The organism is Mycobacterium sp. NGS68 (genome assembly GCF_059812195.1).
This window is the reverse complement of the sequence record NZ_JCALCE010000046.1, coordinates 16,460-35,776: the sequence shown is the minus strand read 5'-3', so window position 1 is coordinate 35,776 and position 19,317 is coordinate 16,460. Positions and strand designations below refer to the sequence as shown.

General features: G+C 66.9%; 18 protein-coding genes. 4 read left to right on the top strand and 14 right to left on the bottom strand.

What is annotated here, in order from left to right:
• Positions 1-429 precede the first annotated feature (429 nt).
• The 4 genes from AC5Y5V_RS28705 (at position 430) to AC5Y5V_RS28690 (ending at position 2,320) form a co-directional block, all read left to right on the top strand.
• Entirely contained in the window at positions 430-996 is a 567-nt protein-coding gene (locus AC5Y5V_RS28705) for a tyrosine-type recombinase/integrase (RefSeq protein ID WP_499942029.1), read from the top strand.
• Positions 997-1,439: 443 nt separating this feature from the next.
• A complete protein-coding gene (locus AC5Y5V_RS28700; RefSeq protein ID WP_499942027.1) occupies positions 1,440-1,628 on the top strand; it encodes a hypothetical protein in 189 nt (62 codons plus the stop codon).
• Positions 1,629-1,643: 15 nt separating this feature from the next.
• On the top strand, positions 1,644-2,084 hold the full coding sequence (locus AC5Y5V_RS28695) for a hypothetical protein (RefSeq protein ID WP_499942025.1): 441 nt from the start codon (positions 1,644-1,646) through the stop codon (positions 2,082-2,084).
• Complete coding sequence (locus AC5Y5V_RS28690) at positions 2,084-2,320, top strand: hypothetical protein (protein ID WP_499942023.1); 237 nt, start codon at positions 2,084-2,086, stop codon at positions 2,318-2,320. Before AC5Y5V_RS28695 ends, AC5Y5V_RS28690 begins: the two co-directional genes overlap by 1 nt.
• A 270-nt stretch (positions 2,321-2,590) precedes the next feature.
• On the opposite strand, the gene AC5Y5V_RS28685 is transcribed toward AC5Y5V_RS28690, so the two are convergent.
• The 14 genes from AC5Y5V_RS28685 to AC5Y5V_RS28620 form a co-directional block, all read right to left on the bottom strand.
• Positions 2,591-2,800, bottom strand: a complete 210-nt coding sequence (locus tag AC5Y5V_RS28685) for a hypothetical protein (protein WP_499942021.1) — start codon at positions 2,798-2,800, stop codon at positions 2,591-2,593.
• Between the two features lie 10 nt (positions 2,801-2,810).
• Positions 2,811-3,404 (bottom strand): hypothetical protein, encoded by a 594-nt coding sequence (locus AC5Y5V_RS28680; protein ID WP_499942018.1) that lies wholly within the window; start codon positions 3,402-3,404, stop codon positions 2,811-2,813.
• On the bottom strand, positions 3,401-3,817 hold the full coding sequence (locus tag AC5Y5V_RS28675) for a hypothetical protein (protein WP_499942016.1): 417 nt from the start codon (positions 3,815-3,817) through the stop codon (positions 3,401-3,403). The genes AC5Y5V_RS28680 and AC5Y5V_RS28675 overlap by 4 nt, the downstream gene beginning before the upstream one ends.
• A 6-nt stretch (positions 3,818-3,823) precedes the next feature.
• Positions 3,824-4,156 carry a hypothetical protein gene (locus AC5Y5V_RS28670; RefSeq protein WP_499942012.1) on the bottom strand — a complete coding sequence of 111 codons (333 nt, stop codon included), beginning with the start codon at positions 4,154-4,156 and terminating at the stop codon, positions 3,824-3,826.
• Positions 4,157-4,237: 81 nt separating this feature from the next.
• Positions 4,238-5,383 carry a peptidoglycan-binding protein gene (locus AC5Y5V_RS28665; protein WP_499942009.1) on the bottom strand — a complete coding sequence of 382 codons (1,146 nt, stop codon included), beginning with the start codon at positions 5,381-5,383 and terminating at the stop codon, positions 4,238-4,240.
• Complete coding sequence (locus tag AC5Y5V_RS28660) at positions 5,380-6,708, bottom strand: M15 family metallopeptidase (protein ID WP_499942006.1); 1,329 nt, start codon at positions 6,706-6,708, stop codon at positions 5,380-5,382. Before AC5Y5V_RS28660 ends, AC5Y5V_RS28665 begins: the two co-directional genes overlap by 4 nt.
• 315 nt (positions 6,709-7,023) lie before the next feature.
• On the bottom strand, positions 7,024-7,827 hold the full coding sequence (locus AC5Y5V_RS28655; RefSeq protein WP_499942003.1) for a glycoside hydrolase family 16 protein: 804 nt from the start codon (positions 7,825-7,827) through the stop codon (positions 7,024-7,026).
• 11 nt (positions 7,828-7,838) lie between these two features.
• Positions 7,839-10,742 (bottom strand): glycine-rich domain-containing protein, encoded by a 2,904-nt coding sequence (locus tag AC5Y5V_RS28650; RefSeq protein ID WP_499941999.1) that lies wholly within the window; start codon positions 10,740-10,742, stop codon positions 7,839-7,841.
• Positions 10,739-11,593 carry a hypothetical protein gene (locus AC5Y5V_RS28645; protein ID WP_499941995.1) on the bottom strand — a complete coding sequence of 285 codons (855 nt, stop codon included), beginning with the start codon at positions 11,591-11,593 and terminating at the stop codon, positions 10,739-10,741. The genes AC5Y5V_RS28650 and AC5Y5V_RS28645 overlap by 4 nt, the downstream gene beginning before the upstream one ends.
• A 15-nt stretch (positions 11,594-11,608) precedes the next feature.
• A complete protein-coding gene (locus tag AC5Y5V_RS28640; RefSeq protein ID WP_499941991.1) occupies positions 11,609-11,821 on the bottom strand; it encodes a hypothetical protein in 213 nt (70 codons plus the stop codon).
• Positions 11,733-13,376: a hypothetical protein gene (locus AC5Y5V_RS28635; RefSeq protein WP_499941988.1), complete on the bottom strand. Its 1,644-nt coding sequence runs from the start codon at positions 13,374-13,376 to the stop codon at positions 11,733-11,735. Before AC5Y5V_RS28635 ends, AC5Y5V_RS28640 begins: the two co-directional genes overlap by 89 nt.
• A 5-nt stretch (positions 13,377-13,381) precedes the next feature.
• Positions 13,382-15,073: a DUF7257 domain-containing protein gene (locus AC5Y5V_RS28630; RefSeq protein ID WP_499941986.1), complete on the bottom strand. Its 1,692-nt coding sequence runs from the start codon at positions 15,071-15,073 to the stop codon at positions 13,382-13,384.
• Complete coding sequence (locus AC5Y5V_RS28625) at positions 15,070-18,918, bottom strand: tape measure protein (RefSeq protein WP_499941983.1); 3,849 nt, start codon at positions 18,916-18,918, stop codon at positions 15,070-15,072. The genes AC5Y5V_RS28630 and AC5Y5V_RS28625 overlap by 4 nt, the downstream gene beginning before the upstream one ends.
• Positions 18,919-19,293, bottom strand: coding sequence for a hypothetical protein (locus AC5Y5V_RS28620; RefSeq protein WP_499941980.1), 375 nt, complete (start codon positions 19,291-19,293; stop codon positions 18,919-18,921).
• Positions 19,294-19,317: the final 24 nt, after the last annotated feature.

The following is a 19,317-nucleotide window of genomic DNA, read 5'->3' as shown; positions in this document are numbered from 1 at the left end:
TGCGGATTACGAGACTGTCGAATGCCGCTTGAAATCGTCGGAAATTCCGGTCCGAAATTAAGAATACTCATCGGTAACGTGGGGCGACCGTACTTTTGGGTATTGGGTCACTGCAACGGGGGACGGGTCTCCGTGGCTAATTTACCAGGGAGATAAATAATGGGTCCAGATCCTTTGCTGCAGGAATGGATGCTGTGGCAGCTCGCCGCACGTAGATCGGAAGTTACTGTTACAGAACGGATTAGGGTCATAGCCCAATTCCGAGTAGAGAACCCCACGGGGGCATTCGCCGCCACCACCATCGACATTCTCCGATGGATGCGCAAGCACAGCGAATGGTCCCAAGCAACAGCGGCAACGTACTATAGCTACATCCGAGCGTGGTTTAAGTGGCTGACGATAATGGGCTACCGCGCCGACGATCCGACCGTGAAAATCGCCGCCCCCCGCTACCCAGAACGCACACCACGCCCGGTCACCGACGATGACCTGATGCGGCTGCTGCTGACGCGGATGCACCACCGGACACGGGTGATGATCCTGCTGGGGGCGCTGGCCGGGCTGAGGGTGTCGGAGATCGCGCGGCTCCGCGGCGAGGACATCGACGTGTCGGCGCCCCGAATGTTCGTCCTCGGCAAGGGCGGTTCGCGCAAGTGGGTGCCGCTGCACCCGCTGATCGCCGAGATCGCCCTGGAGATGCCGCGCCGCGGCTGGTGGTTCCCGGCCAACGCCACCCGCCCCGGCGACCACGTCCACGCCAAGAGCGTGTCGGACATCATCGGTAAGGCGATGCGCCGGGCCGGCGCGCGCGGGACGCCGCACTCGCTGCGTCATTGGACCGGGACGACGCTGCTCGACGACGGTGCGGACCTGCGGACGGTGCAGGAGCTGCTGCGGCACAAATCGGTGGCCACGACCCAGGGGTACACCAAGGTTCCAGACGCCCGGCGCCACGACGCGATCAACCGGCTCGATCCGTTCCGCGGCGCAGCGTGAGCGCGCAGAATCAGACGAGTGGCCCGTCAACCACAGAGCGGAAGGTAATCGTGATGCGTGATCAACCATACAAGCAGGCAGCAGCCGCGGCGGTGTTCGCTGCCGCGATGGCTGCCGCGCTGATGTGGTGCGCACCGGCGGCGAACGCCGGCGGGCAATGCACCGACAGGACCAACGCGCAGGCACACCAGGCGTGTGTGGCGAACACGGGCGGCCAGTGCGGGGGAATCGGAATGTTCGGGGCGTCGCACATGACCTGCACCTACCCCGATGGTTCCCGCGATGAATGCGACTGGCACATGACCAGCCTCACCACTACGGCCGGTTCTTGCACATGGTTCCCGAACGCGCCGGCTTTTCCTATTGGCCCGCCGCCAGCGGAACCTCCACCGGCAGAGTGATCAACACCTGACGGGGGGCCATCACGCTACCCTTCGAGGGTGATGGCAGCACCGCTTCCGCCGCCCGGCTGGTATCCGGACCCCCGAGGGTCTGGAGGTCGCGCATGGTGGAACGGCCGCGAGTGGGCACCACCCGCACCGCAGGCGATGAAGGATTGGCAGTACTGGCTGGTGGCAATCACCATCGCGGCGGTCGCCTTCATCGTGTTCACGTGGGCGACGACGCCCTGACGCTGGGGTAGGGCGATGAAAACCGTGACTACCGGGGCGGACTGGACGAAGCGCCTTCTGGCTATCACGGTCGGAGTGCTGCTGGTCGTGGTCGGCGTCTTGGTCTGGATGCAGTTCTTCTCGGAGCCGTCCGGGCCGAGTGATGCAGTCGTCGCGGAGCACGTCAGGAAGTCGATGCGCGAGTCCCTCGCCCAAGGCGAATATGCCAGCTACGGCTTGTACGTCGAGAGGGTCGACGTCGTGAAGAAAAGCGAGCACGAATACGACGGCATCGCGGCCGTGACGGTCGGTGGCGTCGGCGTTGAGCACCGCGTTCCGGTGCAAGTCACCGCCAGCAACGATGGCACTGTGATTTGGAAGACGGACCCGGGCGCGTTCTTGTTTCTGCTCCGCGAACCACCGCCCACGACTCCAGCACCAACGACTGGGACACCGCAACCAAATGGGGGATCGTGATGGGACGAATCATTTTCGCGGTGGCGGTCGCGGCAGCCTGGATCGCTTGCGCAGCTCCGGCCGCCGCGATCACGCCTGACGAGTGGGGCATGGACGACGGCGCCGATGTCGGCATCCGCACGGCCGGAACGCCGTGCCTTGCCCGCGAATCCCACCAGTGGGCCAGCCCCGCCGACGGTAGCCGCTACGCGCTCTGGTGCCCGCCGCCAGCGTTCGTCTGGGTGCCCGCGCGATGACGGTGCTCTGCGTTTGCGGGCATGAAGAAGATGAGCACGGTGAGATGGAGCCGCATCGCTGCTATGAGGAGTTCGGCGAAGGCGATGACCGAGACCTGTGCTGGTGCGAAGAGTTTCAGCCCGCAAACGCCGAAAGCCGCCCCGGGCTGGTCTCGGGAAGGGGGAGACCAGAACGGGGCGGCTAGCCGACGTAGTGGGCGGCGACCGTGACGCCGAGGACCACGCAGGCGGCCAATGCGACCCAGCCGGCCACGACGATCACCCACTCGCTCATTGCCGGCGGCGCTGACGCCGCTTACGGCGGTCGTGGCCGGCGCGGTAGATGTAGCCGAGGGTGAACATGCACGCCGCGGCCGCGGCCAGGCCGAGGAACCAGCCCGGGTGCGGCGGCTGACTCCACAACTCGCGCGCGCCGACGATGCCGCAGTAGGCGGCGAAGATACCCAACTCGGTGAAGCGTTCACGGGTGTTCGGTTCCACAGCGGGGCTCCTATCTTCCGCAGGTCATTTCGGGCAGCGGGCGGGCCTGGCGCTGCTTGGCGAGTTGCTGCTGGCGGCGTTTGGCGTCGTCGAGTTTCGCGATGATCTGCTGCTTGCGCTGGCTGTGGGCGCGGGTGACGGCGTAGGCGTACTGCTCGCGAAGCTCGGTGCTGGCCGCCACGTTCGGCGGCGCCAACAGCAGCTGGGCCGTCCAGTCGGCGTCTTCCTTGATGACGTCGTCGCGGTAGCCGCCGATCTCGGAGGTGAGCGCGGCGTCTTGGTCGTTCAGCTCGGCGCGGGCTTTCGCCGCCTGGTACGCCTCGGCCCAGCAGCGCGTCACGTCGCTGGTCAACTGCTGGGCCTGCTGGTGGGCCTTCTCGGCCGACAGCAGCACATAGCCGAACATGAACACGGCCATCAGCGCGGCGATCCAGTTCTGTGGCGGCCACCCGGGGGTCTGGTGGTGGCTGCCGTCCGGCAGCGGTCGATGCCGGTCGAGCCAGCGTGCTTTCCCGTGCGCGTAGCAGCGCCAGCTGATCCCGCCGAAGACGGTGCCGGAGATGAAGTTCGGCGAGATGAAGAACTCCAGGACTTGCAGCATCATGCTTCACCGCCGGCGGGGTGCGGGTCGATCAGCGGGGCGGGCAGCTTGTCGGCTAGGTCCGGGCGGGCCTCTCGGATGACGTCGGCGATCTGGTCGACGTCGGCCTTCGCGCCGATCGCGGTCTCGTTGACGTCGCGGGCCCGGTTCTTGGCGGTCTCGGCGTTGCCGTCGGCCCGGTTGGCGGTGGCGGCCACTTCGGCGTCGCGTTTGCGTTTGTCGCTGCCGGCCACACCCCACAGCCAGAAGCCGGCGGCGCCGCACAACGCCTGCAGATACGGCGGCGCGGGTTCGGAGCCGTTGAGGATGTCGACGGTGCCGGTGATAGCGAATATGGCTATCGCGGCGATCGTCGTGATGAAGGTGTCCGACGCCCACCACGTGGCGTGCCGTCGGCCCTTCTCCCATGCGGCCACGCGCGGCTATTCCACTCCGGGCGGCACCGGCGCGTCCTCGAACCAATGCTGATTCGCCTTGAGCGCGACTCCGGCCGCGGTGGCGACGCCGGCGACAATCAGTGCCCACTTCCTGTACTCGTCGGGCACCAGCGGCGCGACCTGGGTGGCGATCATCACCACGATGCCGGTGACGCCGATCAGCGCCTTGTACCAGCCCTTGAGCTTCTGGACGGTGGTCACGGGGCCGTCGGTCGTCTCGACAATCTTCATCGGGACCGCGGTGATGTTGCTCGGGCCGAGCAGCGACGCGGTGATGCGGGCCTCGGTGCGCGCAACGGAAACTACTCGCTGAGCCATTTAGAGCACCTTTCGAGTAAAAGGAAACCTGCAGGTCAACGGCCTGACTCCGCCGATCAGCGGTTTACAGCTGAAATAGAGTCAGCGCCGGAATCCGGCCACGATGTCGTAGCCGACTTGCACGCCGCTGCGGCCGCCGAACTCGGGCTTGGCCGCGTAATAGTCGCCGTGCACGGCGATTCCGTTGAGCGCGCCCAGGAGCTTGAGCAGCGCGGGCAGGTTGGTGAGGACGCCCTTGACCGAGAGGAACTCGATCAGCTTGGGGTCGGGCTTCTCGGCGGTGCCGGTGATGCCGCCGATCAGCGAGGACAGCAGGCCGGCGGGGGCGCCGGTGGCGCCGGCGAGGATCGGCACGGCCAGCGGGCTGGTGAGGCTGCCGAGGAACGGGGCCACGAGGTTGAGCAGCGCGGGGATGATGATCTGCGCGGTGTAGATCACGAACGGCAGCTCGGTCTCCGCGCGCACGAACCACTCGTAGAACAGCGGCCGGATGTCGTCGCCCGCTTCGGCGTAGAAGTCCGGCGTCGGGGACTCGTTGGTGACCGAGTGCGTCAGCGCAGTGAGCCAGGCCGGGGCGGTCCACACCAGCCGGGCGATGCCGGTCTGCGGCTTGGTGGGGTCGCCGAACGCGATGACCCCGTTGATCCGCGGCCGCAGCGCGGCGTACCGGCCGCCGTCGCCGAACAGCCGCGCCACCGCCCGCTTGACGCCGTCGGCCGACTGCGAGTAGCCGAAGAACCAGAACTCCACGTTCGGGTCGTTCAGGTCGGGGCAGACGCTAATGAGCCGCTCGAGCTCGGCGTCCAGCGCGCCGATGACGTCGTTGTACGACAGCGCCGGGTCGCCGCCCATGAGGCCGAGGTAGCCGCCGATCGGATACCCGATGGGCTGGTGGTTGAGGTTGAGGATCTGCTTGCACTGCTCGCCGAGGTCGAACGGCGGGCCGACCCACCATGGGACGCCGGAGCCGGGGGCGGTGTAGCACCAGATCGGGCGGTGCGCGTAGGCGATCTTCAGCGCGTCGAGGTCCTGGTTGGACACGACGCCGTCCTGCTCCTGGCCGGTGCGGCGCTCGTATTCCTTCTGCCAGGCCACGGCGCGCGCCCCGAATTCGTCGGTGTCGGTCGGCAGGTCGCCGAGGGCGCGGGCGTAGCCGCGGAACTGCGCGGCCATGACCTGCCGCCACCGGCGGACGGTCTCGTTGCGGTCGCCGAGCCGGATGGTCATGGCCGGCCGATCGGGGCGATGGTGGCGACCTTGCGGATCAGCGCGGCCAGCCCCGCCCGAAGGGTGTAGGGCTGGCCGGCGTCGTTGGCGCCCAGGTCGCCGTCCTGCCCCCAGTCGGGCCGGGCCGGGCCGAGCTGCTCGGCGATGTAGTCGACCTTCGCGACGAGGTCGTTCCAAGCGTCCTGCGTGATGTCGGGCAAGGTGATCGTTCCTCCTGAGTTGTCGGATGGTGGGGCGATGAGCGTCAGCAGGCGATCGCCGAGCGCGAGGGCCTGGTTGTAGCGGGCGATGCGGTCCTGAATGCCGGTGGCGCGCTTGTCGGTTCCGATCCAGGCCGGGGCGTTGATCGCCTTGGATGCGTCTTCGACGTTGCCGGCGTCGGCGAACTCGTTCAGACGGGGCTGCTTGACCGTCCAGTACCAGGCCGCGCCGATGCCGGCCCACTTCAGGTCGGCCAGCGCGGTGGGGTTGTCGACGAAGAACGTCGGGCTGTCGACGTAGCCCTGGCCGGCCGCCCAGGCGGAGAACTCGGTGTAGTTGGCGCGCCCGGTGATCTGAATCCAGCTGCGTCCCTTGAACCGAACTCCGTCGCCCGGCTGCGTGTTGCCGAGGCCGGCGCGGCCCTCGTACGCAGAGCCGTCGGCGTATTCCTCGGTGGTGGCGTAGCCGTCGGACTCGTGGCCGCACTGGGCCAGCCACATCGCGATCCGGCGCGGGTTGGTGCACTGCGCCGCGGCCAGGCCCGCCATGACGGCCTCGACGAGCTGCGCGGCGCGGTTCTCGTCAATGACCGGCACCGCGTCGTACAGCGTCGTGACGGCGTCGGCGGTCGAACTCACCGGCTGCGCAGGGGGCGCAGGCTGCGATGGCGGCGTCGCGGGCGTGGGGTCGGCGGCCGGCTTGTAGATGCCGAGGTAGCCGTCCAGCAGCTTGGCCGCGAAAGCGTCGTTGCGGGGATCGCCTTCGGGCCAGGCCATTTGGTAGTGCATCTCGTCGGGCTTGTCCCATTCGCGGCCCCAGAACACCGCGCCGCCGAACAGCGCGAGGCCTTGCCGGACCTTGGCGATCCGGTCGTCCGGCATGGTGTAGTCGCCCCAGTTGTACTTGGGCGCGTTGACGTCGACCGCGGTCCCGGACAGGTGATTCGAGCCCATGTCGGCGCCCCAGCCGCCGAGCACGTCGTTGTCGGCCGACCAGCCCCACACCGCCGAGTCGATCTCCTCGACGTTGCGGTCATACCAGAACAACCACGCGCCGAGGATGACCAGCGGGGCGCCGATGCGCAGCGGCGCGGTATCGGTCAGGAACAGCTCAGGGATCCGCACGAGGTCGCACTCGTCGCGGTTGCAACAGCGCCAACCGTTCTCAGTCTTCGCACTGCCGTTAACGATTCGGAAGCTCATCAGTGATCTTTCTTGTGTCCGTGGTGGATTGCGTGCACGACGTATTCGAGGATCGCGCCGCCGAGTGCTGAAACGATGGCGATGAAGGCGATGAGGCCGACGACAGCGTTAGGGGTCATGGCCGCTCCCGGGGGCAGGCCCACGGATGTTGCCGTAGGCGAGGGTCGATGAGGTGAGCGCGGTTGCGGTGGTGACGCATCCAGGCGCGGAATTCGCGGCGCAACCAGGAGGCGAATGTCATTGCGCCGGTTCCCAGTAGAACCAGTCCACCAACATGACCGCGGGGTTGGGGGTGGACGCGTCGGGGTTGCCGGGCCATCCGCCGACGCTCATGCTCAGCAGCGCGTACTGCGGCTGGTTGAACAGCCACGGCGCGCCACCTGGAAGCCGTTGCGGGGTAAACGTTCCGAACACCGTAGCGTCAACACCGACGGTGACTAGGTTCGGCGCAAGGCGGCACCAGTACAGGTGATAGCCCTCTGCTGGGTGGAACCCGAGCGGCCCCTTGATCTGGCCCTGCTGGGTGTTGGCCGGCGAACCGTACATCGGGCCATGGATCGTCGAGTAGTAGTTGCCGTCATAGATCGACTCGAACACGTCGATCTCGCCGCACTGCGGCCACGTCTTGCTGTTGGGCCCCTGATAGGTTTCGCCCATCAGCCAGAACGCGGGCAGCAGTCCTTTTCCGGGCGGCATCTTGATCGACGCGCTGAATGTCCCGTACCCGTAGGACCGTTTGCCCCAGGACTCGGCGCGGCCGGCGCTCCACCGCCCACCGCTGCTGGGGCGGGCGCGGACAACGAGGTTGCCGTTGCCGTCGAGGTAGATGTTGTCCGCGCTGCTGGTGCTGATACCCAGATCGACGTCGGGCGAGACGGTCCACAGCGTGGGATCGGGGGGTGACCCGGCCGGGCCGTCGAAGTCATCGAACACCGACCCGTCGATCGGCGTGGGCTTGGCGAACGCGCTCTGCATCGCGGTAGGCCCAGTGCGGCTCATGTTGCCGCTCATCAGAAACGCAAGGTACTGAACGAAATTCACCAAACCACCTATCACTGGTAGGCCCTGATCCAGGCAGCTCCGCGCGCGCCCGATCCCGCGGTGTCGCCGAATCCTGAACAGCCGCCGCCACCCCCGCCGGGCGCGCTGCCGTCGACGCGGCTCGTCGACCCGCCCGCGCCGCCCTGGTAGACGATGCCGCTCACGGTCACCGATGCAGGGCTGGTGCCGGCGCCGGCGTTGAGGCCGGTGCCGCTGTGGGAGTTCGCCACTGAGACGGCGCCGTAACCGGGAACGGTGACGATGGTTTGGCCGCCGACATTGCGGGTGCCGCTGATGACGCCCGCGCCGCCAGCACCAACAAGAACACTGAACGACGTTGTCCCAAGCGGGATGTCGGTGCCGTACGTCAGCGTGACGGAGGTCATCGCACCGCCGTTGCCGCCGAGGTTCTGCGCGGGTGTCGTGCCGCCGTCGCCGGCGTTGCAGACGATGATGTCGAACTTCGAGCCCGCCGTCTGGAACTGCGTCGGGATCGTATAGGTGACCGAACCGGCTGTTGTCTTCGACCACAAGACGGGCTGGTAGTGCGGCACGGCGGCCGCGCCTGAAAGGCCGATATACGGCACATTGGCCGATGCCGTCGGCGTCGGAATCGACGACGGTGCCGCCGCAACTTTGCCCGTGAGCGGGATGATGATGCCCGAATAGGCGGCGCTGCTGTTCGCCGAGCAGGTGAACGCCAACGAGCCGCCGTTACCCTGCGCGTCGCCGGCGACCATCGAGTTACCCGACCCGAGAATGACGTTGCTGCGGTTGTAGGTTCCCGAGTTGATACCGGAGCCGCTGTTGGAGCGGAACGCCTGCACATAGGTCGTGGTCGCAAGCGACGACGTCTGCGTGATCGTCATCGACGCGCTCGTGGCCGTGGTGGTCACCGCTGTCCCAACGGAATTGACACCCGTGTAGGTGCGGGCGATGCCGACCAGGCCGGTCGCGCTGCCGTTGGCGATGTAAACCGCTTTCGTTCCACCCTCGCCCGCCCCGACGGTGTAGGTGAAGGCGTGCATGTAGACGTTCGTGGAGACCGTGACCGGGCCGCCGGCCACCGTCATGGCCGATCCGCCCGAGCCGCCCCACTTCACCGAGGTGGCGTTCGACGACGAGCCCGCCGTGGTGAACACGACGATCGTGTCGCCGACGCTGGCGGTGAGGTTGAACGACAGCGACGTCGCGGTCGCCGACCCGGACGCCGACGACCCGTAGACCGGCGGCGTAGCGGCGCGGGTCTCGCCGTAGGTGGCCGGATAGACAGTGTCGACGTACCAGTCGTTGTTCAAACCCACGATCTGGTAGGTGCCGGTGCCCTCGACACGCATCTCGGCGTTGTAGTACTTGTCCTTCGCGACGGTGATGTAGTTCGCCATCGGAATCGGAATGCTGTTCGGCGCGAGCGTGTTTGAGACTAGGCCGATGATGTTCGAGGATTCCCAAAGCCTGGTGCGGGCGTTGGTCGACTCGTCGACCTCGTAGACCGCAATGTACATGGCGGTGATGCCGGTGGTGTTCTGTCCCCAGAACTTGACCGACTGCTTGACGCCGCCCTCTGGGGTGCTCAGGTTGCAGGCCACCGCCGCCGCCGACGTCACATTCACATACGTCAGCGACGCGGTATTCGGGAACATCGCCCGAATATTGAACGGCCCGTTACACGTTCGGTCCAGCGTGCCAACAGACTGAGTGACAGCCCGCTCGGCGAGAAGGTCGTTGGCTACCTGTGCCGCATCCCCGGCATCCCTGGTCTGCCCGGCCAGAGATGCCAGCCAGTTGCCCCAGTCGGAAGGGCTTAAGCCGCCAGTGAACACGCCCGAGATGGCCTGGCCGCCATAGTCCATGATGTCTTGCGCGGTCTGCTTGATGTTCTCCGCGAAATCAGACAGATCGGTCGAGTTGTGACCGGTCCCGGTGCCGCCCCACGCCTGCACCAGCGTGTCGATCGCCGCCAGGCCCGATGTCATCGCAGCGGTGATCGTCGGAAGGTTGATCGCCGGAACCTGATTGAAGAACTTCGTGGCATCGAATTTGCCTGTGCCGTCGAGGTTCTTGAAGATCGACGACGCCAGATTGTCGAACCCCGACGCAGCGTCGTAGAGTCCGGTGCTGGCATTCAACTTCTTCAGCAGCGAGCTGGCCAGGTTGTCGAAGCCGGCTGCCGCGTCGTACAGGCCGGTGCCCGAGTTCAGCTTCTTCAGCAGAGACGTGCTCTGGTTCAGGAAACCCGCGCTGGCGTCATACTTTCCGAGGTTGCCGCCGGTGCCGATGAACTTCAGCAGCGACGTCGACTGATTGAGGAATCCGACGGACGCGTCAACCACAGTGGCCGGGATCGCCTGCAGGTAGGACAGAACGTCGGCCGCGCTGTGCCCGGTGCCCGCATGACCGAGGGCGTTGGCGATCTTGTCGCGGGTCTCCTGCTCGATCGCGGTGATGCCCGATATGACGGAGCCCGGGATCGCCCCGAGATATGTCTGGATGTCGCTGCTGCTGTGCCCTGTGCCTGCGTGGCCCAGCGCGTTGGCAATGGCGTCGCGGAACGCCTGGACACCGTCCGGTATCTCACCGATGAAGGTCGCCAGCTCGTCGAAGGTGTGGCCGGTGCCCAGCACCCCGTCGATCAGATCGCCAAGGTTGGTGTTGGCCGTCTGCTGGCCAAGAAACGCGGCGAGCGCCTGAGCCTGCAGGTCGTGTCCCCAGTCGGCGATGAAGTCGAACGGTTCCCAGCCGAAGATCTCAACCCCGCCGAGCGCGATCGCGACCTGCCCGAGGAACGCCTTGAAGAACGCGCCGGTGAGCTGGGCGGGGTTCGGCCGCTGCACCGAGCCAGCCGCGCTGTCCGGCGGGTTGTGGACCGGGTAGTTCGGAACGGCGATCGCCCAGTTGGGCGGTTCCAACGTCATGCGATGGCGACCGCCAACACCCCGAACCGGGTTGTGGTGCTGCTGGTGGTGAACGTGTCGGTTCCGGACTGCCGCTCGGCCCGCATATGCACCGTCGCGGTGTTACCGGCAGCGAGCTTGTTGTAGTTCGCGGCCCCACCTGCGGGCGTCGGGATACCTTGGAACATCAAGCGGTCCGAGGCCCCGGCGACGCCGACGCAGCGGCCGATATCGTTGCCGCCGCTTTCGCCGTTGATCCGGGCGATCAGGTCGACGGCGACGTTGGACCCGGTTCCGGTGATGATGGTGTAGCCGAACGGGATCAAGATCCGATTGAAATCTTGCGCGTCAGAGATGCTGACCGCGGCCAACGTGCTATTGGGGTTGCCGGAAGCGGTGTTGTTGATCGAGGCTGGAAAGTAGAGGTTGCCGACCTTGACGGTCTTCAGCTCGAAGGCGTCGACAGCCCCGTTGACGACCAGCATCTGCCCTGCCAGTGGGTCGTCGAAATCGTTGGGGTCCAACACCGTGTCGCCGTCTTCACCCGGCGGGCCCTTACGCTGCGTGGCATTCAGCTGGTAGACACCGGGCGTGCTGTCGGTCGGCGGAGTGAGGATCGTCCACGACATCGAATCCGGTGTGGGGTCATCCCATTCGAGCAGCGTCCTGTTGATCTCTTCGGCGATTTCCGCGTGCTTGCCGGGGTCGCCCTTGACCAGCGGGCCGACGTTCGCGGCACCGCCGTTCGGGGTGCCGACGAGGAACAGCACCTGGGCGTTCGGGTCGGACTCCTTGGCGACCCGCGCCTTGATATCGACTTCCCAAAATTCTTTTCCGCCAACAACAACGGTCGGCCACGGCTCAACAGGCACGCCGGAATTCCTTCCTCATGAGCTGGGGGTGATGGTGACGACGTTCAGCGATTCCTGCAGGCCCGTAATGAGCCGCTGCTGCCGCGCGAGCGGCGATTCCTCGCCTTTGCCGTCACTGATTTGGATGAGCAGGTCGCGCTCAGTGGGGCTGATCTTCCAGAACGTGTTCTCGATGTAGTCGGTGAAGATCTGCCACGGCCCGGTGGCCGAGGCGTACACCAGCGACATCAAGGCGCCGCGCGCGATATCCCGGCCCAGGGCGATCGCCGAGCTGTGACGGATCACCAGCTGCGCCGACGTGTAACCCCGGCTGTCCCAAATCGCGTTTATGAACGCGAACAGCGCCTCGATGTTGTACGGGGCCGAGTTCATCGGGGTGAAGACCTCGATGGCCGGATGGTAGGGGCCGACATCGTTTCTGCGGCCGTACAATTCGACCATCTGGAACGCCAGCAGCGTGTCGTTGAGGAACCCCGATAGCAGGTCTCCGGGTATGCCGGAGATACCCACGATGATCATGAGGCTGTCGATCAGCCAGGCGAGCGTGGCGTTGATCAGGTCGTTCAATGTTCGGTTGTTGGTCTGTGCCCCCCAGGTGATTAGTCCGGGGGGCACAGACCAACCACTTGGGACTCTTTCCGCCGATGACGTGTTGCCAGCCCTTGGGGGTGTGGTCGAAGATCTCGCACGACAGCAACGGGCTCTTGGGGTTGCGCTGGCCGGGCCGCGGCGCGACTACCACCACGAGTGGGCGGATGAAGTTCAAACCCAGTCGGGGGGCGACGAATACGCCGTCCGGTGCCCACGGGCTGCCGGGGCCGAGCAGCGGTTCCAGATCGTCGCCGAACGCCGACCCCTGCACGTCGACGACGGTGCGCAGCACCGAGTCCAGCGACGTTTTCGTCGGGCCCTCAACCTGACTGCGGTCCTTGACCGTCACGACGTAGGTGGGCTGGGTGAGGTTGGCCCACTGGTCGGGCTGCGGCATCCCCGGCCGCCACAGATCGACGCGGACATCGACACCGTAGGGCTTGGTGATGTCGTTGATCACCTTGCCGCAGGACTCCATCCGAACCGTGCGCGCGACCAGCGGCGAGCCGTCGCGGAACGGGTTGGTGCGCACCACGTAGATGGGCGTCTTGAGCATCGTGAAGATGTTCCCGTGGGACTGCTGCAAGGTGCCGAACCACGCACGGATATCGGGGTTGAGCGACGTGACGTTGTTGACGAATTCCCAAAGGCCAGACTGGATTCGGAGCGCGCACTCCGAAATCATGTTCTCGATCACCGTCACCAGAGGGCCGATGAATATCGCGTGGGAGAGCGGCTGAAATGCCAACGGCATGAACCACACCGGCCAGATTTGGAGGTAGAACAGCACGTCCCAGATGCCGCGGAGGTACAGCGTCGAGGTCCACGTGCCGCGCTCGTCCATCTTCGAGCCGTGCTTGTCGAGGTAGAACGGGAACGACAGCCCGCCGACCTCACATTCGACGCCGACCATCGTGTGCCGGCACGAGCGGAAGGTGTCGACCAGATCCGAGGTGCCCTTAACTTTCAGTGTGGCTGTCGGGCAGTCGTTGCGCGGGTCGGTGCCCTGGCCCTCCATGAGGTCGCCGCCGATCATCGCGACGCGGTTCCACAGACGGTCACTGACCGGGAATACGAAGTCGATCGGCACGTCGGACTTGATCTCGGCCAGCCGGTCGGCCGCCGCGGCGCGCTGCGCCACGTTGCCGTACTTGAGCTGGTTGTTGATGACCGCCAGCTCCGCCGTAGACACGGCCACTAGAGCGGGTACCGCCTCAGCGGAGTGCCCGCCGCCAGAATCATGGAGTCGGCGTTGCCGCCGATGATCTCGACCGCAATGTATTGCGGCTGAGCGGGTTTGCCGATGGGCTTGGCCGGGATGGGGTTGGAGAACCGGCCCGACAGCAGGCTCAGCGGGTTGCCCTGCGGCGGCGCGATCCCGAACACGGATTTGATCTCATTGATCAGCGCCGGCACGTTCCCCGCCACCGCCAAGCTCACGAAGTCCGCGAGCGCATCCTTGAACGACTCGGTCTCCTGCGGGGTCGGCGACACCGACGTCATGTCCACCACCGGGCGCATCTCGGGGTCGGTGCGCACCTGCATCACCTGGTTGGGCAGCAGCGGCCCGAACTCCACGAACTCGGTGCTGCCGGGACCGTTGGCGACCCGGAACTTCTGGGCCGGCCCGAAGAACGTCAGCCGGTCCCACATCGGCTGGTCACCCGGGTTGATCCGCCGGAGGAACCCCGACTGGGTTGTCGACGCGTGGTCGCCGATGTTCCACTGCGCCAACGTCGCCGGAGTGGCCTGCGTCAGCAACGCGGCACCCGCGTGCATCCCGAAGCCCACACCGCGGTGATCGGCGTCCATCAGCGACCCGCCCGGATCGAGCACCGACATGATCTCGATGCCGTTGCGCCGCACCTTGAACAGCCGCGAGTTCCCGGCGTAGCCGCACACCAGCGAGAACCGCTCCCCGGGCAGAGGCGGCAGGATCGCCTTGATCCGCAGCGGGGTTTCGACGCCGCCCACGAAGTAGGAGAACGTGCAGAAGCCGATCCCGATCCGGACCCGCACCCCGTCGTCGCCGGGGGTGCCGGTGGTGTTCATCCGGCCCCAGATGTAGTTCGAGGCGTTGTCGGGGAACGCCCATTCGGTGAAGCTGCCCAGCACGATTTCGATGACCTGGTCGTCGCCGTCGGTCTCGAAGTCGGCGCGCCGGCACACCACAGTGCGGCCGTCGGTGAGGATCGGGTTTTCGGGGTCGTCGACCCATTCGGCTTCGCCATCGTGGGCCCGGATGTAGCCGCCGCCGGTCCCGCTGTACTCGACGTCCCAGCCGTCGCCCAAATCGTCTGCCTCGTAGTCGAACAGATCGATGGTGGAGTCGAATCGCAGCTGGAAAGAGTCGATATCGTCGAAGGTGCGCCAGAGGGCGTTGTCGGCGCGCCACATCTGGGTGAACTTCTGCCGCGGCCGCACTAGCAGCGACAGAAGGTCGGGCGGGGTTTTGAACCAGCGGACATCGGCCCACCAGCGGCCGAGTTCCTGGGTCCACCAGGATAATTCGCTGGTCGTCATCTGCTCGTTGCAGGCGATCCAGTCGCGCACGATTCGGCGCATGGTTTTGAGGTTTGGGCCGATGATCTCCAACTCCGCGGTGACCTCAGTCGGATCGAACACCGACGCCACGGTCGTCACACCGTGCTGTGTGGCGCCTTTCTGCTCGGCGAATAGCCACGGCGGAATCAGGCCCTTGAGCGACCTGACGACGATCGCCGGCTGCGTCGGGTCGTGGAACGGCGCCGCGAGGCCGCCGATAAGCCGGAATTCCATCGACTCGTCCGGCGCCCACAGCGACATCGACGGCAGATTTCCGGCCAGCAGGTGGTATTCACCGTGCGGGGTGATGCCCTCGGGGTAGCGGGTGATGTCGGGGCTGGTCATGCGGGTACCGCACCGCCGTACTGCGAGATGAGCTGGTTCTGGAAGTCGCGGCCCATCGCGTCTTCGGTCTTGGTCGGCGAGTAGTTGTTGTAGTGCAGGTGGACCTCGGGGCGCCCGCCGGCGCCGCCTTGGCCGGGCTGGTTCGGGTCCATCTCCTTGCCCGGGGTACCGTCGCCGCCCGGCCCTCCCGGGCCGCCGGGGCCGCCCTGGCCGACGACCTGCTCGGGCTTCACCGGGCCCTGGCCGGCGAGGTTGGGCAGCACGGGGTGCGCGCCGGCCAGGCCGCCGGCGATCTTCGTGACCCAGTTGTTGTTGGCCAGCTCCGAGCCTGCGGGCAGGATCGTCTCCATGATTCCCTGGACGCCGATGCCGGCGACCTGGCCGGCGTAGCCGATGGCGCGGTTGGCGAGCTGGATCGCGGTCTGGGCAGCGGCGGCCGCCGCTTGGCCGCCGCCGGGGGCGAACGCGTCACCGGCGCTGCCGGCTGCGGAGATCGCAGTGTTCAAGGCGCCCATGGCGATTCCGCCCATGCCGCCGAAGCCGCCGCCCTTGCCCGCTGGGGGCTCGACACCGCCGATACGGACCTGGTTGGGCGCTGGGGGGCCGCCGGTGTCGCCGCCGTCGGCGTCGCCGAAGCCAGCATTACGGATGACCGGCCCGCGGCCGGGAACCCCACCAACACCTGGCGGCGCTTGCGGGCCGTTACCGAGACCGGACGGAGAGACACCCGGTATCCCGCCGCCTGGTGGTGCAACCGACTGGCCGAACCGCGTGTGCACGTGCCCGTGGTGGTCCGGGTAGTCCTGCGAGTAGTTGGTGCCGAATGGGAAGCCGACCTGCAGATGACTCTGGGGGTTGTCCCAAATCACCTGCTCTGCAGCCCCATTCGAGGCGAGCCATTGCGCGAACGAGTCGAGGCGACCGAGTTCCTCGGGTGTGTAGCCGGCGCCGCTCATGTTGGCCTTGCCCATCGGCCACCAGTCAATGCCCCGGTTCTGCCCGCTCTTTTCTTGATGGCCGGCGTATGTCGACGGTTCGAGTCCGAACGCCTGACCAAGTTGGTACACCCAGTCGGGGAATCCCGGCTTGCCCTGGCGGATGTCGGTGCCCGCCGGTAGGCCGTACGGGGCGCCCGCGGGGCCGCCGCCGCCGGGCACGCCATATCCGGCGACCCCGGCGGCCCCGCCCGCGCGGCCCATCGCGGCGCGCGCCTGCGGCAGAAACTGCTCGATCCAATCCGGGCCGTAGCCGCCACGCTCGACACCGGTGATCCGCTGGCCGAATGTTGGCCCGACCGTCTTCCCCAGCCGGTCGTAGAACCCGGAGATCTGGCCTTCCATGGTGCCGCGGCCGGGATAGCTGGCGTCCTGCTGGAACAGGCCAAGGTGGTCGCCGTTCTTAGCGTTGACGTCGAACTTGGACTCGCCGTAGGCGTCGGCCACGACCATCGCGATGTCATCGTCGGAATAGCCGCGGCGCCGCCCTTCGGCCACGATGCTGGCGACGGCCCGATCCTGCGGCGACATCCCCGCGAAACTCTGGGCGCCAGCCGCGCCGGCGGCACCCGGGTACCCGCCGCCGCGGCCCTGGGCGCTGGCCTGATACCGCGGCCCGAACGCCCCGCTGGCCGCCAGCTGGCCCATCATCCCGTAACCGGCCTCGCCCGGCTTGAACCCCGCCACCATCTGCGAACCGGCCAGCCGCCCGATCATCGGCGCCGCCGCCAGGCTCGCGATGAACTTCGTGATGTTCTCCGCGATCCCCGCGAGACCCTTGCTGATCCCGAAGTCCTGATCCAGCGCCGCCCCCACGTCGCCCAGCGCCGACAACCAGTCCTTGATCTGCTTGTTCTGCTTGTCGAAGATGTCCTGGCGCGCCTCGTTCAACCGGAGCTCGGACTGCTGCTGGCCCCGCTGGGCCTCGATGACGTCGTTGCGGGCGTCGAGGATGTCCTGCTCAGTCGCGTTCGCGTCGTGCTCCAGCTGGTCCAGGCGCGCCCGCTTCTCCGCCAGCTTGTGCCGGGCGTCCAGATAGCCGGATTCGGCGCTGTACAGCGACGACGACATCGGTAAACCGGCGAACCCCGGCGGCAACGCCGTGTCGTACGGCACCACCGGCGCCTTCGGAAGATGGGGGCCGCCGGTGTTGCGGGGATCCAGAAAGTCGGGGCCGCCGAGACCGCCGGGGCCGGCGCCGGGGCCTTGGGTGAGCCAGCGGTGCAGTGGGCCCCAGCCCGGGCCCGCGGGCGGCGGCGGCCCGGCCGGCTTGACGGGCTCGTGGTAGTAGGGAACCAGCTCTTGCGGGATCGGCCCCTTGCCCTCCAGCCACTGCTGATAGCCCTTCGGGATCTTCCCGCCGTGCGAATCCCGATACTGCTCTTCCGCCTGGCGCTTCGCCCGGATCAGATCCCTCGGCGCGCCCGGGGCGCCCGGCGTGGAGTCCGGGGTGGCGCCCTGCTCGCTGCCTTTGAGGAACGGCAGCACCGCCAGCAGCATGGCCGGGATCCTGATCGCGGCGAGCGCCGCGGTGATCTTCGCCGACCCTGCTACCGCGCTGGCCGGCAGTGTTACGCCCAACAGGGTATTGATCGTCTTGAGACTGGTGATCAGCGAGGCGACACCCGCGATCGTCTTCCATGACCCGTACGCGATCACCAGGCCATAGACCAGCTCTTTGTGCTCACTCAGCGCCCTGGAGATGCCGCCCAACGCCGTCATCAAGTCGTGAGCAACATCTCCCGCATTCTTGAAGAAATCACGAATCTCGTTCTGGTGGGCAGAAATCCACGCGCCCAACTCGTCGAACCGCTGCCGAAGCACCTTCAGGACCTCGACCATGCCGTTGGCGTTCTCCGTGGGCTTACCGAAAGCCGCGCCCAGCAGGTTCGCGCCCGCCCGCCCGATCGACGTCTGCAGGTTGCTGATCGAGCCCTCGATCGTCTCGCCCATCGCCTTGGACATGCCACCCGCGTGCTGCTCGACAGCCTTCATCAGCGCCGACAGGCTGATCTCGCCCTTTTCCTGCATCTTCTGGAACTGGTCGCCGGTGAGGTGGAAGGTGTCCTGCATCCACTTCGCCACCGGGATGTTCTTCTCCATGAACTGCAGGGTCTCTTCGCCCATCAGCCGGCCCTTGGCCTGAACCTGGCCGAACACCAACGCCAGTTCCTCGAAGCTGCGGCCCGAATAGCCTGCGGCGTCAGCAATATCCGTCAGGTATTGGCGCAGCTGTTGGCCCTGCTTGATGCCCGATCCGAGGGCCACGGTCGTGGCGCCCATCGCCTGACTCAGCGCGATCGGCGTACCCTGCACCACGTCGTTGACGGTCTTCATCACGCCGGCGACATCGATCCCGGCCTGCCCCGACGCCTGCAGCGTCCTACTCAGGTTTTGCAGCCGGTGGGTCGCGGCGTCGATCGCCTCATACCGCTCGAACCCCTTGAACAAGGTGTATCCGGCGCCCGCCAGCAGGCCACCTGCCGCGGCGGTGAACGCCATGCCCAACGCCCGCCCGGCCAGCGCGCCGGCCTTCGCGCCCGCACCCTCGTATCCCGACAGCAGCGAGTGGACACCACTCACACCGGGAAGCGAGCGCGCCAACTGCCCGCCGAACCCCGTCCCGAAGTTCTCCCCGGCCCGACGGCCCGCCAGGCCCAGCCGGTGTTCCAGCTGCTTGGCGATCGCGTCCTCACCCAGCTTCGTGCGGGCCATCTCGGCCTGCATCGCCGCGTTGAACGACTCACCCGACACGCCCCCCGCCTTAGCGAAGCGGGCCACCAGCCGGCGCGCAGCGACATCTGCGGCGCGCTCATCAAGGCGCGCAAGGATTTCCGCGTGGATCGCCACCTAGCCCACCTCCTCTTTTAGCTGCCACATCGAGCCCATGCTGTCGTCGTCGTGATCGGCGTCGGCGATCCGCTGTCGCTCGGCGTCGAGCTGCGCCTGCTCGGCGGCGCGCGCCCGAAGCCGTTCCATCGACAGGAACAGGCGCTCGTCGTACTGGTCACCGTCCGCGCCCGGCACATACGCCAGCCGCAGCAACGCCAGAGTGTTGGCGCACTGCCCCACCATCTGCTCCAGCTCGGTCCGCTCACCACCGCGGATAGCTGTTGCCACAGCACCGTTTTCGGGCGGGAACTCCACGCGGATCGTCCGGGTCTTCGACTCCGCGTCGTCGGTCACCGACGCCCCGAACAGCTCCATCAGCTCGTGGCTGCTCATCCGGCCTTGATGCCAGTCGCGGAT

Coding starts and splice junctions, on each gene's coding strand:
- AC5Y5V_RS28680 (WP_499942018.1), bottom strand. CDS start 3,404: ATGATGCTGCAAGTCCTGGAGTTCTTCATCTCGCCGAACTTCATCTCC.
- AC5Y5V_RS28690 (WP_499942023.1), top strand. CDS start 2,084: ATGGGACGAATCATTTTCGCGGTGGCGGTCGCGGCAGCCTGGATCGCT.
- AC5Y5V_RS28640 (WP_499941991.1), bottom strand. CDS start 11,821: ATGTCGCTGGTGTACGCCTCGGCCACCGGGCCGTGGCAGATCTTCACC.
- AC5Y5V_RS28650 (WP_499941999.1), bottom strand. CDS start 10,742: ATGACGTTGGAACCGCCCAACTGGGCGATCGCCGTTCCGAACTACCCG.
- AC5Y5V_RS28670 (WP_499942012.1), bottom strand. CDS start 4,156: ATGGCTCAGCGAGTAGTTTCCGTTGCGCGCACCGAGGCCCGCATCACC.
- AC5Y5V_RS28700 (WP_499942027.1), top strand. CDS start 1,440: ATGGCAGCACCGCTTCCGCCGCCCGGCTGGTATCCGGACCCCCGAGGG.
- AC5Y5V_RS28630 (WP_499941986.1), bottom strand. CDS start 15,073: ATGACCAGCCCCGACATCACCCGCTACCCCGAGGGCATCACCCCGCAC.
- AC5Y5V_RS28695 (WP_499942025.1), top strand. CDS start 1,644: ATGAAAACCGTGACTACCGGGGCGGACTGGACGAAGCGCCTTCTGGCT.
- AC5Y5V_RS28665 (WP_499942009.1), bottom strand. CDS start 5,383: ATGACCATCCGGCTCGGCGACCGCAACGAGACCGTCCGCCGGTGGCGG.
- AC5Y5V_RS28620 (WP_499941980.1), bottom strand. CDS start 19,293: ATGAGCAGCCACGAGCTGATGGAGCTGTTCGGGGCGTCGGTGACCGAC.